A 16,098-nucleotide genomic window follows, 5' to 3' on the forward strand; every position below is an offset into this window, starting at 1 on the left:
GCTGCCGGGCTGCTGACTTTCTACTGCTGCGGTTGTTCAGAATAGCTCCAGCCGCCGGTGCCGTTTAATTTTAATATCTTGCGGTGGTATGACGTTAGCGTATCCCGGTGGCCAATACTGATTACTGCGGCATCAGGTAGCTTCTCTTTAAGTATCTGGTATATTTCTGCTTCCATGGCAGCGTCAATACAAGCGGTTGTCTCATCGAGGAAGATCCACTTTGGCCGGTGCAAGATGGCCCGGGCCAGGGAAAGTCGTTGGAGTTCACCCGGTGAAAGGTTTTTTGACCAGTCTGTTTCGATATCCAGGCGTGGGAGCAGCGCGGCTAATTTGCATATATGCAGTGCCTCTTCCACCTTATTGTCCGTTACGCTGACGTGTTTGTACGGGTATAGTACCGCCGCGCGCAGTGAGCCAATCGGGATATAAGGTTTTTGCGGCAGAAACAGGACACTGCTATCCGGCGGGCAGGACATTTGCCCGGAGAAATAGGGCCAGACTCCGGCTAATGTTTGTAATAATGTGGTTTTGCCACAGCCCGAAGGACCGGTAATCAGCAGGCTTTCACCGCTAGGGAGCGCTAAGGTAAGCTTGTTCACCAGGATATGGCCGGCAGGAGAAAATACGGAAAGTTCTTTGGTTATGAGTGTATCCGGATTGTAAAAGAAAGTGTTTGATGCCAGGTGCTGTGACTGGATAAGCCGGAGCTGGGTGCAAAACTCCCGCAGACGGTTAGTTACAGCCTGCCATTGAGCGATTTTCCCAAAGCTTTCAATAATATAGGCGAGCGCGGAATGAACATACCAATAAGCCCCCGATATTTCGAATAATTGTCCAAGCTGCAGCTCGTCATTGAAATATTTGGGAGACGCGATCAAAAAGGCAAATACGGTAGACAACTGTGTATAGGCTGAGGATATCCAGGTAATGTCCCTGGTGGTTTTAATTATTGCAAGCTGGGTAATTACAATATTTGAAAACCATTTTAATAAGTTGTGCTTTTCCCAGGTATCTCCTTTGCATAATACAACACCTTCGGCATATTCCTTCAGCCTGATTAAGCTGTAGCGGAAGTTGGCTTCATTGCTTTGCTGAAGGTTATTTTGCAGCATAAGAGGACGCCCTATCTTTATGGTTACCCAGGTGCCGAAAGCGGAATACAGGAGGGCGGACCAGACCAGGTAGCCGGGAATTATAACTTCGGTTGTCAATAAGGAGACCCGGATTTCCCCTGATAACCGCCAAAGGACAACTGAAAATACGATAAGCGTTATCAAATGACGCAGCAGCCCCACGGCCAAGTCCAGTGAATGGGTAACAAACAGCTGAATGTCCTCGCCGATACGCTGGTCCGGATTATCGATAGCCTTGACAAGAAATTTCATATGAAAATAGTTCTGTTTGTGCAGCCACAGTGTGATATATTTATTCGTTAACCACTGGCGCCACCGCAGCTGCAGCAGCATTTTGACATGTGTCTGCCAGCCTGAGGCTGCGACGAGAATGGAACAAATCAGAGCAAATTGAACTAAGGAATGATAAAAACCGGCGAGGTTATGCTGCTGCAGGTGATTGTAGAAGCCTACCTGCCAATTATTAAGCTGCATATGGAGCAGTACCAGCAAACCGGTGCAAAGGATGAGAAGCAGGGTTAATATCCAGGCTTTGGGAGCAGCTTTCGACAACCAATAGGACAGTGCCATTCTTACCAAGTGACCTGCTCCTCTCGCGTGAAGATGGAAGTCAGATATGGCATGTATATGCCATCTTGAGCAGAGATATACAAAATAAGAACAACTTGACACTATTTGGACTGAAGTATATACTGGAAACAATAAACAGAATATTTGAGGTAGGTGCCCAACTGGGCTTAATAGGGAAGACCGGTGAAAAGCCGGCGCGGTCCCGCCACTGTAACGGGGAGTAAGCTTAAGATATGCCACTGGGATGAGTTTCTGGGAAGGTTTAAGCGAGCTATGATCCGGAGTCAGGAGAACTGCCTGTCTGACAATCACCGTTTGTTACCCACGAGGGTTTGGGGAGGGGATTACAGTAGGCGTTTTGCGGCGTAGCTGAATTCACTTCTGGTTTTATCGCCAGAAGTTTTTTATTCTAACTAGTAACCTACTGTTTGTTACTCCCGACTTTTTATACGGTCGGGAGTTTTTCTGTTTGCAGCTGTTTTTGCTCTGTTTGGCCGCAATGCTGCTGCATAATGTTTACTTAAGAGACAACCTACAGGAGATGAAACGATGATGTTGGCAACCCTGGCTAAACCGTCATGTCGCCTGAGTATGCTCGTGGTTTTAGTAGTGCTGCTCTTCTTTACAGGTGGTTGTACGGGAAAAAATAATACAGGTTCGCCGCAAGGCGGCAATGGAAATATAGCCGGTTCCGGCGGCTATGAAATAGTGGATAGTACCGGCTATGTACTACAGCTTCCGCAAAAACCGCAAAAGATTGTGCCGCTTTCCGTCAGTACCGACGAAATTCTTTTGGCACTGGTAACCCCGGAGCGTATTGCGGCCCTGACGCATCTTGTGGATGATGCCGGAGTTTCCAATGTTGTGGAAGAGGCCAAAGTTGTTCCCAAGAGAATACGTATTCATGCCGAAAGTATTATTGCGCTTCAGCCGGATCTTGTGCTTATGCCGGATTGGCTGCCGCCGGTGCTGAGCCAAACACTCAGGGAGACAGGTATTCCTGTCTATGTTTATAAAACCGCCGCCAACGTTGACGAGGTTAAGCAATCTATTATCGCGCTTGCCCGGGTTGTCGGTGAAGAACAGGCCGGTGAACGGCTGGTGGCTGAGATGGAAACGCAGTTGGCGCAAATTAACGAAAAAACCAGCACGATTCCAGCCGACAAGCGCCCGGTAGTTATCCGGTTTTCCCTGATGGGCGATAGTGGCGGTAAAGGGAGTACTTTTGAAGATATTTGCCGCCAGGCGGGGGCAATTGAAGGTGTGGCAGCCGCCGGTTTAAACAATGATGACCTATTGTCCAAAGAACAGCTTGTCCGTATTAATCCGGATATCATTCTGCTGCCGGTCTGGGATTATACCGGCAAAACAGACATTCAGAAGTTTGCTGAGGATGTGCAAAATGATCCGGCTTTGCAGATCGTGAAAGCCATTCAAAACAAAAAAATGATTGTTGTGCCTGACAGACACCTGACTTCCACCTCACAGTACATTGTTTACGGCGTGCAGGCTGTAGCCCGGGCCGCCTATCCTCAGCTTTTTTAAGGTTATTGATAGATACAAACGGGGGGAGAAGAATGAGTTTTATTGCCAAGTGCTTTCAGATATTTCATCAGGGCGGCCCGGTCATGTATCTGATTCTGGCCTGTTCCGTACTGGTGGCCGCCATTGGGGTGGAACGGTTCATGTATTATAGAAAAATGGACACCGATATGCACGAGTTTACCGGACGGCTTACCGCTTTACTGGAGCGGGATGACTGGGCGGCAGCTCATGAATTATGCCGGCAGACCCAGGGGATTGCCGCTATGGTTGCCGCCAAGGGTATTGCCCATGTGCAGCGGGGCTGCGCGAATATCGAAAGCGTGCTGGAGGGAGAAGCTTCTTTAGCTGTTGCCGGCCTCCGGGCATATTTAAACCATTTGGACACTATTGTAACCATTGCGCCGCTGCTTGGTCTCTTAGGCACAGTTATCGGTATGATTGACTCCTTTAGTGTCATGAATATCAAAGCCGGTCAGCCTCAGGCCATTACCGGCGGTGTCGGGGAAGCGCTCATTGCCACGGCTTCCGGCTTGTGTGTGGCCACCCTGGCCATGATTGTATACAGTTATTTTAATCACCGGTTAGATCACCTGCTTACGACTATTGAGCAGACCTGCCTGCTGGTGATGGGGCATATCAAACAGGAGAAGCGTCATGAAATTGCGTAATTTGCGTTCAGAGCGTCAGCCTAAGCTGATGATTATTCCCATGATTGATATCATTTTCTTTTTACTGGTATTTTTTATCATGAGCACTCTCTATATGGTTGACCAGCAGACAATACCTGTTAACTTGCCGCAAGCCGCTTCGGCCCAGAGTGACAAGCCGCACAGTGTGGCTATTGCCGTTACCAAAGAAGGCCGGATTATGTTCGAGCAGGAAGAGATACCGCTGGAACTGCTGCAAAAGCGGGTAAAGCTGGAGATGGCTAAGCAGGGCGACCTGGTTTTTATCCTGCGTTCGGATAAAACAGCCGAATATGGCAAGGTGGTAGCCGTTCTTGATGAATTAAAGCTGGCCGGGGCGCACCGGGTGGCTATTGCTACTGAAAGGAAGGAGAAGTAATAATTTGGGTGGCAGGTAGGAGGCTGGCAGTTAATTACGGCCAAATTACCATGTATTTAAATTGAAAGCGTAATACGAAGGAGAGAAGAAGGATGACAAGAAAAAGTGGCACCGGTACAAGCAAGAGCTGGCTGTGTGCGATGGTAACCAGTGCGTTGTTATTGCAAATGCCGGCTGCTGTGCTGGCAGAAGAGACAGACAACCAGGAAACATTTTCACTTGATGCAATGGTGATAACCGCTAACCGGGTACCGACAGAGGCGGCAAAGACGGCAGCCAATGTCACGGTTGTTTCTCAGGAGCAGATTGAAAATGGGCCTTATGCCAATTTGGGGGATGTGTTAAGAGATATTAACGGCGTTGCTGTTACGACCAAAGGCTTTGCCGGTGCCGGTCAGACTGTTTATCTAAACGGCGATGACCGGGTGCTGGTGATGATTGACGGGCGCAGGCTCAGCCGACCGCAGGGCACAGCAAGTGGTGGCCGGGCCAGCATTGAGCTCAACTCGATTGTTTCGCTGGATAATATTGAACGCATTGAGATTGTTAAAGGCGGCGCGTCTGCGTTATACGGTTCCGACGCTGTCGGCGGGGTGATTAATATTATTACCCGCAAAGGCACCGAGGCCAAGACCACGGTGGACTTTTCCGCCGGTTCCTGGGGTATACGCAATTACGGGTTGAGTACTCAGGGCAGTGAAAATGGGTTTAGCTGGTATATTACTGCCAATAAAAAAGAACAGGATTATGCGGAATACAATGTGCTCAATCCTGCGTTAACAGCAGGCAGCAGCAAAGGGGACAACCGGCGTTGGCCTAATTCCCGGTACGAGGGAGAAGGGTTTACTATGCGGCTGGATAAAACCATTGACGACAACCGTTCTCTTACTTTTAATTTTGAACATTGGAATGATGAGGGCGGACGGCCGATTTCGGTTTTAAAGCCTGATGGACCTTTCGATCAATTAACAAGTCTATCAAACAATTGGGCACTGACCTATGATTTCAATAAACAAAAAGCTGTGCCGGGGTTTGCCCGGATATATGCCAACTATGCCAATCAGGGTTTTTACGGTACTTATAAGAGCAGGGTGCAAGGGTTTGCCTACCAGACAGGCTGGCAACTTGATGACAAACAAAAATTGGTTGCCGGCGTTGACTGGGAAAGGGGCGAAGTCCTGGAAAATAGATTTCAGGACGAATATCAAGAGGCTGGAAACTATAGCAATAAATCGGTTACAAACACGGCAATTTATTTGCAGGATATCTTTGCGTTAAACGACAAATGGACAATGACTCCAGGCATACGCTATGATCATCACAGTAAGTTTGGCGGCCAAACGACCCCCAAAGTGAATGTGAATTACAGCGCCGACAGCACCACCGATATTTACTTCTCGTACAACAGGGTGTTCAAGGCACCAACATTGGATGATCTGTATTATGATCTTTACTATCCGTTTTATGGTTCAACTGCAAAAGGAGATCCTAATCTCAAACCCGAAAAGGGCCATGTAATCAGTGCCGGGGTGAATAAGAAACTTAATGAAAAGACATCGGTGACAGCTAACTACTTTACCAGCGAGCTGACCAATGCTATTGATTGGGATTATGACGATTTTATGAATTCACAGGTATGCAACATTGCCAAACAAAAAAAACGCGGCTTTGAACTTGATCTTAAGCACAAGTTATCGGACCGCTACTATACGGAACTGGGCTATTCCTATGTGAATATTAAAGAAAATAGAGACAATGCCGGCTACCTTGTCGACCCCAAAAACAGTCAGCCTAACGGCTATCGGGTAAAAGTAGGTTATACAGATGCCAAGTGGGATGTGAACGTCAATGGGCAAAGTGCGAGTGGCCTTGACCGGGATTACTTTGTTGACAGCAACTACTGGGTGTGGAACCTGGCTGCCAATTATAAGATGACGCCTGATGCCAGTGTTTACTTCAATGTCTATAATTTGGGTGATAAAGCCTATGAACTTACTTCCAGCGGCAGCAGCAACCGGGGCAATTACCCTATGACCTCCCGCCATTTCGTAATGGGAGTCAAATATTCTTTCTAAAATATAATGCTACAAGAGCAAGTGCAGTCACCTAAATTTACAATGCTTTCGATCTGATTTTCTTGCCAGTGATGAGGAGAAGGTAGCATGGACAAGGTATATTCAGAGGAAAGTAACACTTCTTTTCGGCAGATTATAAAAATTACATATCCTGTTGTCCTTTCCATGCTTTCCTTTAATGCTTTGGTGTTTGTTGATCGGCTGTATGTATCCTGGTATGATCTCACCCAATTTGCCGCTATGCTGCCAGCTAGTTTTACGGCTATTGGTCTTGCCAGCATTTTTACGGGAATTGTCGGCTATGTTTCCACTTTGTCTGCACAATACTATGGTGCAGGGCGCTACCCTCAATGTGCTGCGGCCATGTGGCAGGGAATCTATTTGAGCATTCTTTTTGCTTTGCTTCTGTTGGGTATTTCGCCTATAGTTGCCTCTGTTTTTCAATTGATGGGACATACCGGAAGTTTGTTAGCATATGAAGTAGAATATTTTTATCTTATTATCATAGCTGAGTGCATCCAAATGTTCTCTATCGCATTTTTTGGTTTTTATTGCGGCATTGGTGATACGAAAACGACTATGCAGGTAGCCGTGCTTATGAATATAATCAATGTCATTTTGGCCGGGGGGCTCGTGTTTGGTAAGTTCGGTCTGCCGGAATTGGGAATGATGGGGTCAGGGTTGGCAGCTATTATCAGTTGCCTGGTAGGGCTGTTTTGTTATGTGCTGTTTTTACATAAAGCTGTAATGCGCCAATATCAGCCTTGGCAGCATTATCGGCCAAACAAGTCTTTGCTCTGCAGCCTGCTGCGCTTTGGCTTATTTGCCGGGATTCAGTCTTTTGCGGAAATGGGATACTTTAGTATCTTTCTCCTGATAATTGGCTCAATGGGTGCAATGAATCTGGCTGCGGTGAATGCCGCTTTTGCCATGGAAGCCGTTTTTATTTTACCGGTAATTGGTATGACAACGGCGGTGGGCATTCTTGCAGGTCAGGAGAAAGGGGCTGGCAGGCTAGGCAATATCCCGGAGATTTTAAAAAAAGGGTTGGTCTTGGGGCTTAGTTTTAATGTTCTAATCCTAATTTCATGCAATTTCTTTCCGGAGCAGTTGATTTCTATTTTTCATTCGGATACCGATGCGGATCAGCATCACTTGGTTTCTATAGCTACTCCCTTGTTACAGCTTACCTCGTTGTGGCTGGTGTTTGATACCATTCATTTAATGGTAGGCAGCGTATTAAAATCTACAGGGGATACGCGTTTTATGATGCTGGTTTATACGGTGGTCCCTTTATTCTTTTATGTGATTATGCCCTATGTGTTTTGTGTCTGGTATCCCTTGCCTTTGAGCTGGTTATGGCTGCTTTTGGTTGTCTATAGCGCTACAATGCTGTTGTTGATGGCCACCCGGTTTGTAAATGGGAAATGGAAAAGTATCAAAGTCATTGAGCAAACCTAACGTTTGCTTGGTGGTGCGGCACCAGGCGCAGCTTTATAGAGGAGAGGTGGAAATACATTGTATTGGCAGGCGAAATCTGAAACCATGAAAAAACTGTCTTTGCGCCTAGTGTTGCTACTGTCTGTTATTTTCTACTACAGTACAGCTCAGTGTATGGCGAATGAGCGGAGCGATTTGTACATACTATCTACCGGTGATACTGTTTACCGGCAGGATACCAGTGTGATAGTTGCCTTTAACAGCCCTAAGGCGGTGCTAAGTACATCCAAGTTCAATGGCGGCTACCAGGATAATCTCTCTGCAGTATTTAACCATGATATGAAACAGGCTGTTGGCGTAACGGCTGATAATTACCTGGATTATTTGAAGCATGTGGCGAAAAACTTGCAGCTTAATCCCAAACGGGTAACCGGTATGGGAACAGCGGCATCCATGGAAAATACCGCCATAAATTCGGCAAGCTACCAGACGCTTACGGTGACTGCTATTGCCACCGGCGGTGTGGAGGGAAATGGCGGACGGGCCGGTGATCAGGCAGATTATTTTCTGACTGGGAAAAAGAGAGCTTTGTATAAGCCGGGGACCATTAACATTATACTGGTGATTGATGCCGATATTCCGCCGGCGATAATGGCCAGGGCATTGGTGACCTGCACCGAAGCCAAAACTGCTGCTTTGCAGGAGCTGATGGCCGGCAGCAAGTTTTCCAGCGGGCTGGCAACCGGTTCAGGGACAGATCAGACGATGATCATTGCCAATCCAAGTTCTTCACTCTATCTGGAAGATGCGGGCAAGCATTCCAAACTAGGCGAATTGATCGGCCGTACCGTCAAACAAACGGTCAAGGAAGCGCTGCTAAAGCAGACAGGTTTATCGCCGCAAAAACAGCACAGTGTGCTGCGGCGCATGAATCGCTACGGTGTTATCGAGGAAACATTGTATCAACAATATGTACAGGATATTGGCTTGATTGACAAAGAGCGGTTTTTAACGTCACTGCGGCAACTGGACAAAGAATCGCCTCTGGTAACCGGTGCGTCATTGTATATCCACTTGCTGGATCAATTTCAGTGGGAACTAGTAAGCGGTGATGAACTAATCCAGGCAGGAAATGAACTCCTGGCATTGACGGCAGGCAAATATCATGTTTCGCCGCCGGTCATGCATTCAGCCGAAGTGACACCTGCTATTTATGCATGGTCTTCTCTGGTAGTGAAGATTTTAGCTGACAGGCTGCAGGTGGAATCTTAATCCCCGCGGAATACAGGAATAGACTTGTGAAATTACAGCAAGGACAAGTAACAGAAGACAAGAAGGACTGGATACTATGACTGGTAGGGTTAAAAATAAAGCCATTTTTTTCAGCGGGATGGGTGTGCTGCTGGTGGTGGTAATTATGGTTTCGCTAGCCTGGGGGCAGGTAGCGGTGCCGCTTGATGCCACACTGTCGGTTATTGGCCAGCAATTGCACCTGCCCGGCACAGAGGGGATTGAGGTTACACAGGAGCATACCTCTGTTATCTGGCATATCCGGATGCCGCGTACTTTGGTCGGGCTGCTGGTAGGAGCGGCACTGGCGGTGTCAGGCGCTGTTATGCAAGGCGTATTTGGCAATTCACTGGCCGACCCGGGAATTATCGGGGTATCAAGCGGGGCGGCGTTAGGGGCTGTTATTGCCATTGCTTTGGGGGTGACGGCTAACGGAATCTTTTATATGCCGTTTTTTGCTTTGACCGGTGCGCTGCTGGCAGTGGGGTTGACAGTTGCATTAGCTATGCGGAACGGCAAAATCCCGGTGATGGTGCTGCTGTTAGCCGGTGTTGCCGTGAGTATGCTGCTGGGAGCTATGACTTCCGGAATATTGACTTTTATCAATGAATACCGGTTGCGGGAATTTTTATTCTGGATTGTGGGAGGGCTGGATTACCGTCGTTGGGAGCATGTGTATCTTGCCGCCGGTCCGGTTATTGCCGGTATTCTCATTTTGTTTTTATTGGCCAGACATCTTAACATTCTGACTTTAGGCGAACAGGAAGCGCGTTCGGTAGGTGTTCCGGTTGCGTTTCTCCGGATGGTGCTGCTCACTGTATCGGCTGTGACAACTGCCACTGCGGTATGTGTCAGCGGCACAATCGGCTTTGTGGGTTTAATCGTGCCGCATATTATGCGCCTGTTACTGGGGCCGGAACATCGCACCTTGCTGCCTGCCTGTGCAGTGGCCGGGGGCTTGTTTCTGGTGGCCTGTGATACGGCGGGGCGGCTGTTGATTCCACCGTCTGAGGTTCGGGTTGGTATTATGACGGCGCTGCTGGGGGCGCCCTACTTTTTGTATCTGCTGCGTAAAGCGCAGAAAGGAGGAGGGTTGTCATGAATGCGGCCACTCAGATAGCATTAGCTGCCGTTAATGTGGGTGTAACTATCGGTGATAAAGTCATTTTACAGGATATTTCTCTAACCATTAAACCAGGCGAATTTGTCGGCATTATTGGTCCTAATGGCGCAGGCAAAAGCACGCTACTCAGGGGCTTGCGCGGCATGGGAGCCATTACTTCCGGAGCTGTCCGGGTTTTTGGCCAGCCTGTACGCACGATGGGCGACAAACAGTTGGCGCGCATGATTGCTTATATGCAGCAGGAAGTAAATCTTGGCTTCGGCTTTACCGCACTGGAGGTGGTAATGGCCGGACGCTATCCTCATCTGAAATGGTGGCAGAACGAACAGGCTGAGGATTACGAAATTGCCAGGAAGTATATGGAATTTACCGGGGTTGAGGCGTTAGCGGAAAAATCGGTGCAGCAGATGTCCGGCGGGGAACGTCAGCGCGTATTGCTGGCAAAAGTACTGGCGCAGGAGACACCGCTGATTTTTCTCGATGAGCCGACAGCCAGCCTGGATCTTTTGTATCAGGAAGAAATTTTTCGCTACTGCCAGAGTGTGTGCCAAGCAGGAAAAACCGTGCTGATTATTGCTCATGATATCAAATTAGCTGCCAAATTTTGTTCCCGGCTGGTTTTGCTTGCCCGGGGTTCAGTCATTGCCGATGGAGCGCCCGAAGATGTTATTACTGCAGCGAATTTGGAACAGGCATATGGCTTGCATTCGGCTGTTTTTATCAATAAAGTAACAGGTAACCTGGATATTCATACCTATGAGGCTGCCGGTACTTTGGGCGGCCGTCCGGCAGTTCATATTGTCGGTGGCGGGGGTTCGGCCGGACATATCATGCGCCTATTGCATGAACGGGCATATACTATGAGTGGCGGTGTTTTTCAACAAGGTGACACCGATGCAGAGGTTGCTGCGGCATTTGGCATTAAGGCTGTCATCGGCCAACCCTTTTGTCCGGTTAGCGAAGAACAGGCAAGGGAAAATCGGGAGAAAATCCTGACAGCAGACATTACGGTATTATGCAACCTGTACTACAGCCAGCAAAATCTGGCTAATCTTGAGGTGGCGTTTGACGCTAAGAAACTTATTGTCATTGAAGATACCGTCATCGAAGACCGTGATTTTACCGGCGGCAAAGCAAGCGAACTTTATCGTAAGTTACTCAGTCTGCCGCAGGTGACGGTTTTGAGTTCCAGCCAGTTTACCGAACAGATCATTAAAGACAGATTGTAAGGAGAGAGGAGTGTTGTTGGCTTGGCAGAATCCCAAGGATTAATTATTGTGAATACCGGAAATGGCAAAGGCAAAACAACGGCAGCCCTGGGGCTGGGCATGCGGGCCTGGGGACAGGGTCTGCGGGTGCTTGTGCTGCAATTCATCAAAGGGAATTGGAAGTATGGCGAATTAACAGCTGCTGAAAGAATGGGGGCAGATTTTGTTATCCGCCAGTTGGGCGAGGGCTTTGTGGGAAATAGCAGTGGCGATGAAAAGGAGGACCATAAGAAAGCGGCCCAAGCGGCATTGGAAGATGCCAGACAGGAAATCATGTCAGGAAAGTGGGACATGATTATTCTGGATGAAATTAATTATGCCATCGGCTATGGGCTGATTTCGGCAGACGAAGTGCTGGATGTATTAGCAAAAAAAACGGGCTCTTTACACCTTGTCCTTACCGGACGTGGTGCCCGGCAGGAAATTATTGATAAAGCTGATTTAGTAACAGAAATGAGAGAAATTAAACACCCCCTTAAACAGGGAATAAAAGCGCAAAAGGGTATTGAATTTTGATCGGGAAAACTTAAGTGAGGAGCTTGGCATGCTGCAACTTGTGAATTTATCGAACTATCATACCGACAATGCGCTCATTGGCAACAGCCCTGAGTATCTGCAGGCTTTTTTGACACAGTATAAGCTGGACGGTTTGGAAATGATGTTCTGCGCTCCCTGGGATACCGAACTCCACCAGCGCAAATGGCTGCAAGGCTGCCATTTGCGCTTCTGGCCCTGGTGGCTGGATTTTTGGCGCGGCGATCAACAGGCGCTGTGCCGGGAGTTTGCCAGCCAGGAGGAAATTGCCGCCTGCTATGGGGGGACAACCCGCGAAGCATGGCTGGATATCTATCGCGATAATATCCGGACTGCTACGGCGGCAGGGGTCAAGTACCTGGTGTTTCATGTCAGCAATGCCAGAGTTGCCGAGTTGTTTAGCTGGCAGTTTCATGCTGCCTGCCGTGAAGTAATAGAAGCCACGATTGAAGTGGTCAATGCGTTGGCACCGGATATTCCGGCAGATACCGCCCTGTTATTTGAAAATTTATGGTGGCCGGGATTAACGCTTAGGGATAAAGAACTGACAGCCATGCTGCTGGATAGTGTCACCCACCGTAATGTCGGCATAATGCTTGATACCGGTCATCTTATGAACACCAACCCAGATTTAAGAACCGAGGCTGAAGGGGTGGAGTATGTCCTGACTACGCTGGATAACCTGGGAAGTTATGCCCGTTATATCAGAGGTATACATTTACATAAATCCTTGGCAGGAAAATATATTCGCTATAGTCAAAGCAATACCGGCAAGCTCAAGGCAACGTATAATATGGAAGAAGTTATGCATCATGTATTAAAAATTGATGAACACCGTCCTTTTACTACGCCTGCGGTCAAGAATATCATCAATTATGTTCAGCCTGAATTCGTGGTGCATGAATTTATGTACCGATCGTTAACCGACTGGGAAGGAAAACTTAGTCAGCAGTTGCAGGCGCTTGGCCTAATGCATAATGGAATATGATTATTTTTCTAGATAACCAACAATGTGACAGTCATTGTCGATTGTCGATTGACAATCGACAATTGACAAAGTTATACTAATATTGTCAGGATATGAAAGTCTCGGCAATATTTGCGGTTAGAGTAATATATTTACAGCAGTACGGTGACAGGGAGCTTCGGAAGAATTTTTTGTTGTTTCATGTCCATTTTTTTTCTCTAACAAACAGCATGACTTTCTTAAGCACAGGATAAAGGTAACGTTGGCTTCTTTATCCTGACAGCGGAAATGTAGTGCGCGAGGTGAGAATTATGTATTGTTTTTCGACAATGGAGGAATTCTCGAGATTACGTGAATCTGTGCGGCAAAAATTGGGACAACTGTTGGATAACGGGGTTGAGCCACTGTTTGTTGCGGTCAACGAGGCTGTGAACAATGCTATCTTGCATGGAAACAAGCAGGATAAAACCAAAAAGGTATATCTGACAATAACAAGTTCGCCAAATGAAATCAAAGTCATTATTCGGGATGAAGGCAGAGGCTTTAAGCCGGTAAAGCAGCAGGAAACTGAAGAAAATGATTTGCGTGAAAGTGGGCGTGGCCTTGCTATCATCGGAGTTTGTGTCGACCGGTACTATTTTACCGTACAACCAAGTGAAATAGTTTTGATCAAGAACGTAACGCTTTCGCCGGCTCGGGGTAAAGAAAAAGCTGTCAGAAGGGGGCGCTTAGCAAATGCGCATCAGTACCAGTATTATCAATAACCAAGTGATCGTCGATTTGTCGGGCAGCATGTATGTCGAAGGGGCTGAAATCCTGAGAGAAAAGCTCATTAAACACGTAGAAAGCGGCGAAAAACATTTTCTAATAAAAATGGATAAGGTTGACTATATTGACAGTTCGGGACTTGGTGTCCTGGTTTCCATCCATAAGCGGACACGGCAATGCAACGGCAGCCTGGTTATTAGCGGCACAACCGGCTTTGTTAAGGAGTTATTTGAATTGACTCGCCTGGACAAGGTATTTGACATGCAGTAAACCGATAGGGAGATGGAACCATGAGTGTGGCGCAAACACTGCTCAGCCAGGATATGTGTGAATATTGCCAGCGGTTTGATTTGTTGGACATGCTCAACGATGCCGTGCTGTTGCTTGATGCACAGGATGGGGATATTCTGTTTATGAATCAAAAGGCATTGGAACTGTACCAGTATGACAAAAGCGAAATGAAGGCCTTGTCGATTACAGTCCTCAGTCATGATGCTGCTGAAACCACTAAAGACCAAATGGCTATGGTGATTAACCAGTCCAAGAAAGGCTTTGTTTTTACGGCAAATCACGTGAGGAAAAACGGAACCATCTTTAAAGTGGAGATAAGCGCCCGCCACTTAATGATGCATGGCAGGAATGTAGTTGCTGCTTTGATCAGAAATGTAACTATTGATGCTAAAATACGTGAAGAGGTGGCAATAACCGGAAAAATTCAACGGCGTCTGCTGCCGGGAGATTTAGAGACGGTATTGTTCCATATGTGTACTATTTATCAGCCATTACAAGGTTTGAGCGGTGACCTGTATGATGTCAAATATGATGATGAGAACCGGGTCTTGTATGGATTTATTGTGGATGTTATGGGGCATGGACTGGTAGCAACCGGTCAGAGCGGCATTCTACGGTATCTTTTCCGGCAGGCTGTAGAAAAACGCGTTCCGATAAACGGTAAGCTGGCCTGGATCAATAATGAGGTTATACCTTTCTTTAGCAGTGGTGGCTTTGCGGCTTCGCTGCTATTTGAATTTGATTTTACCCGCAAAATACTGTCATATTCCTCAGCCGGAATTAATCAATTTTTCTATCTGGGTGGTGAAGAACCTGCGGTCATAAAGAGTCCGGGCCTGTTTCTGGGTATTAATCAAGATGAAACTTACGATCAGAGTCTTTTATCCTTTCAGTCAGGCGACAGTTTTTTCTTTATGACTGACGGTTTGTTTGAAATGATACAACAACCTCTGGCACATTCACACACTTTCCGGAGTATGCATGAATTGTGCAAAAACCTGGCGGTTAGTCAAGCGATTGCTGATGATGCTTCCGCCATTGGTATATTAATTCGGTAAAGAAAACATAACTTGCGCCGAGCCTTGGGGCGATGGTGGAAGCCGATACTGCCCTTATCCCGCTCAGGGGTTGTACAGTTGGTTAGCCATTGGAAAAGTGATATAGAAGCTTTGTGGAGAGTGGATATTTTGAATATAAAAATGAAATTGGGATTAAAATTTGCGGTCAGTTTTGGCGTTATTTTGTTGTTGATGGTTGTTATGACAATCAATTCTTTTGTCAATTTGCAAAACATGAAGACCGATGTCACTCAAATCAGTGCGGCCAATGAACGGATGGCTCTGGCTGATACTATTGCCATTAACTATAAAGACGCTGTGGCAACTCTTCGTGCCTATGCTGCTTATGGTGATGCCGGTTACTTGGGACAGACGATCAGCAGTTTCGATAACCTATTGAAATCAGAAGATGAGTTATTGGCACTGGCCAGGCCGGAAAAACGGCAAGAGTGTCAGATCTTGATTGAGGAAACGACACAGTACCGGGATATTGTTATCAACGAATATCTGCCGGTGGTTAAACTTTATCATGCTGCCAAGGCGGCGGGAAACTTTGTGCAGGGGCAGGAATACGAGCGCAGGATGACTGACATTGCCAAGCGTGTTGCGCCGCTGGCCAAATCAATATCCGACCGGGCCGACAGCATTGCTGTTAATAACGCAAGTGTTGCCAAAACCTTGATTGATGACAGTCAAGTGCGTGTTGACCGGATCAATCAGGTTTCGCTTGTAGTTAGCCTTATCGTGCTAGTTCTTGGCATGGCTATTGCCATTGTGTTAACCAATATGGTCCGTAAGCCGATGCTGGCCCTGACGACTATTGCCAAACAATATGCGGAGGGGAACCTGCGTAATATTCCTGAAATCAAAACAACTGACGAAATAGGGGAACTGGCTGATTCATTGAAGGTGATGCATAATAATTTTGTCAGAATGATTACTAATATCCGTACTGCTTCCGATCAACTAGC

The 16,098-nt window shown here is 47.2% G+C and carries 14 protein-coding genes, 1 pseudogene and 1 riboswitch (1 of these 16 cut by a window edge); of the genes and pseudogenes, 14 read left to right on the top strand and 1 reads right to left on the bottom strand.

What is annotated here, in order from left to right:
• Positions 1-20: 20 nt before the first annotated feature.
• Entirely contained in the window at positions 21-1,703 is a 1,683-nt protein-coding gene (locus SPSPH_RS03505) for an ABC transporter ATP-binding protein/permease (protein ID WP_075755927.1), read from the bottom strand.
• Between the two features lie 134 nt (positions 1,704-1,837).
• Positions 1,838-2,018, top strand: a riboswitch (cobalamin riboswitch).
• Between the two features lie 234 nt (positions 2,019-2,252).
• Here SPSPH_RS03505 and SPSPH_RS03510 point away from each other — a divergent pair.
• The 14 genes and pseudogenes from SPSPH_RS03510 to SPSPH_RS03575 form a co-directional block, all read left to right on the top strand.
• Positions 2,253-3,248, top strand: a complete 996-nt coding sequence (locus SPSPH_RS03510) for an ABC transporter substrate-binding protein (RefSeq protein WP_083945377.1) — start codon at positions 2,253-2,255, stop codon at positions 3,246-3,248.
• Between the two features lie 32 nt (positions 3,249-3,280).
• Positions 3,281-3,916, top strand: a complete 636-nt coding sequence (locus SPSPH_RS03515; RefSeq protein WP_075753293.1) for a MotA/TolQ/ExbB proton channel family protein — start codon at positions 3,281-3,283, stop codon at positions 3,914-3,916.
• Entirely contained in the window at positions 3,903-4,313 is a 411-nt protein-coding gene (locus tag SPSPH_RS03520; RefSeq protein ID WP_075753295.1) for an ExbD/TolR family protein, read from the top strand. The genes SPSPH_RS03515 and SPSPH_RS03520 overlap by 14 nt, the downstream gene beginning before the upstream one ends.
• Before the next feature lie 92 nt (positions 4,314-4,405).
• Positions 4,406-6,388, top strand: a complete 1,983-nt coding sequence (locus SPSPH_RS03525; protein WP_075753297.1) for a TonB-dependent receptor plug domain-containing protein — start codon at positions 4,406-4,408, stop codon at positions 6,386-6,388.
• An 87-nt stretch (positions 6,389-6,475) separates the two neighbouring features.
• The gene (locus tag SPSPH_RS03530) at positions 6,476-7,849 is read left to right on the top strand and encodes an MATE family efflux transporter (protein WP_075753299.1); all 1,374 of its coding nucleotides are present in this window, start codon (positions 6,476-6,478) and stop codon (positions 7,847-7,849) included.
• Between the two features lie 57 nt (positions 7,850-7,906).
• A complete protein-coding gene (locus SPSPH_RS03535) occupies positions 7,907-9,100 on the top strand; it encodes an adenosylcobinamide amidohydrolase (protein WP_198930881.1) in 1,194 nt (397 codons plus the stop codon).
• 76 nt (positions 9,101-9,176) lie between these two features.
• A complete protein-coding gene (locus tag SPSPH_RS03540) occupies positions 9,177-10,220 on the top strand; it encodes a FecCD family ABC transporter permease (protein WP_075753301.1) in 1,044 nt (347 codons plus the stop codon).
• 77 nt (positions 10,221-10,297) lie between these two features.
• A pseudogene (locus SPSPH_RS03545) lies at positions 10,298-11,470 on the top strand (ABC transporter ATP-binding protein); the annotation flags it as partial.
• 21 nt (positions 11,471-11,491) lie between these two features.
• Positions 11,492-12,025, top strand: coding sequence for a cob(I)yrinic acid a,c-diamide adenosyltransferase (gene cobO / locus SPSPH_RS03550; RefSeq protein ID WP_075753305.1), 534 nt, complete (start codon positions 11,492-11,494; stop codon positions 12,023-12,025).
• 28 nt (positions 12,026-12,053) lie between these two features.
• Positions 12,054-13,031, top strand: coding sequence for a TIM barrel protein (locus tag SPSPH_RS03555; protein ID WP_075753307.1), 978 nt, complete (start codon positions 12,054-12,056; stop codon positions 13,029-13,031).
• A gap of 290 nt (positions 13,032-13,321) precedes the next feature.
• On the top strand, positions 13,322-13,774 hold the full coding sequence (locus SPSPH_RS03560; RefSeq protein ID WP_083945378.1) for an ATP-binding protein: 453 nt from the start codon (positions 13,322-13,324) through the stop codon (positions 13,772-13,774).
• Entirely contained in the window at positions 13,746-14,048 is a 303-nt protein-coding gene (locus SPSPH_RS03565) for an STAS domain-containing protein (protein ID WP_075753311.1), read from the top strand. The genes SPSPH_RS03560 and SPSPH_RS03565 overlap by 29 nt, the downstream gene beginning before the upstream one ends.
• Before the next feature lie 20 nt (positions 14,049-14,068).
• The gene (locus SPSPH_RS03570) at positions 14,069-15,127 is read left to right on the top strand and encodes a SpoIIE family protein phosphatase (protein ID WP_075753313.1); all 1,059 of its coding nucleotides are present in this window, start codon (positions 14,069-14,071) and stop codon (positions 15,125-15,127) included.
• 129 nt (positions 15,128-15,256) lie between these two features.
• Positions 15,257-16,098: the 5' portion of a methyl-accepting chemotaxis protein gene (locus SPSPH_RS03575; protein ID WP_075753315.1), read on the top strand. The gene runs 889 nt beyond the window's last position; 842 of the gene's 1,731 nt are visible here — the first part of the coding sequence; its start codon is at positions 15,257-15,259; its stop codon lies off the right edge, out of view.

It is taken from the genome of Sporomusa sphaeroides DSM 2875 (assembly GCF_001941975.2).
GTDB classification, from domain to species: domain Bacteria; phylum Bacillota; class Negativicutes; order Sporomusales; family Sporomusaceae; genus Sporomusa; species Sporomusa sphaeroides.

What these genes read in the sequence shown, in the direction of transcription:
- SPSPH_RS03505 (WP_075755927.1), bottom strand. Translation starts at nt 1,703, where the DNA reads ATGGCACTGTCCTATTGGTTGTCGAAAGCTGCTCCCAAAGCCTGGATA.
- SPSPH_RS03510 (WP_083945377.1), top strand. Translation starts at nt 2,253, where the DNA reads ATGATGTTGGCAACCCTGGCTAAACCGTCATGTCGCCTGAGTATGCTC.
- SPSPH_RS03515 (WP_075753293.1), top strand. Translation starts at nt 3,281, where the DNA reads ATGAGTTTTATTGCCAAGTGCTTTCAGATATTTCATCAGGGCGGCCCG.
- SPSPH_RS03520 (WP_075753295.1), top strand. Translation starts at nt 3,903, where the DNA reads ATGAAATTGCGTAATTTGCGTTCAGAGCGTCAGCCTAAGCTGATGATT.
- SPSPH_RS03525 (WP_075753297.1), top strand. Translation starts at nt 4,406, where the DNA reads ATGACAAGAAAAAGTGGCACCGGTACAAGCAAGAGCTGGCTGTGTGCG.
- SPSPH_RS03530 (WP_075753299.1), top strand. Translation starts at nt 6,476, where the DNA reads ATGGACAAGGTATATTCAGAGGAAAGTAACACTTCTTTTCGGCAGATT.
- SPSPH_RS03540 (WP_075753301.1), top strand. Translation starts at nt 9,177, where the DNA reads ATGACTGGTAGGGTTAAAAATAAAGCCATTTTTTTCAGCGGGATGGGT.
- SPSPH_RS03555 (WP_075753307.1), top strand. Translation starts at nt 12,054, where the DNA reads ATGCTGCAACTTGTGAATTTATCGAACTATCATACCGACAATGCGCTC.
- SPSPH_RS03560 (WP_083945378.1), top strand. Translation starts at nt 13,322, where the DNA reads ATGTATTGTTTTTCGACAATGGAGGAATTCTCGAGATTACGTGAATCT.
- SPSPH_RS03565 (WP_075753311.1), top strand. Translation starts at nt 13,746, where the DNA reads ATGCGCATCAGTACCAGTATTATCAATAACCAAGTGATCGTCGATTTG.
- SPSPH_RS03570 (WP_075753313.1), top strand. Translation starts at nt 14,069, where the DNA reads ATGAGTGTGGCGCAAACACTGCTCAGCCAGGATATGTGTGAATATTGC.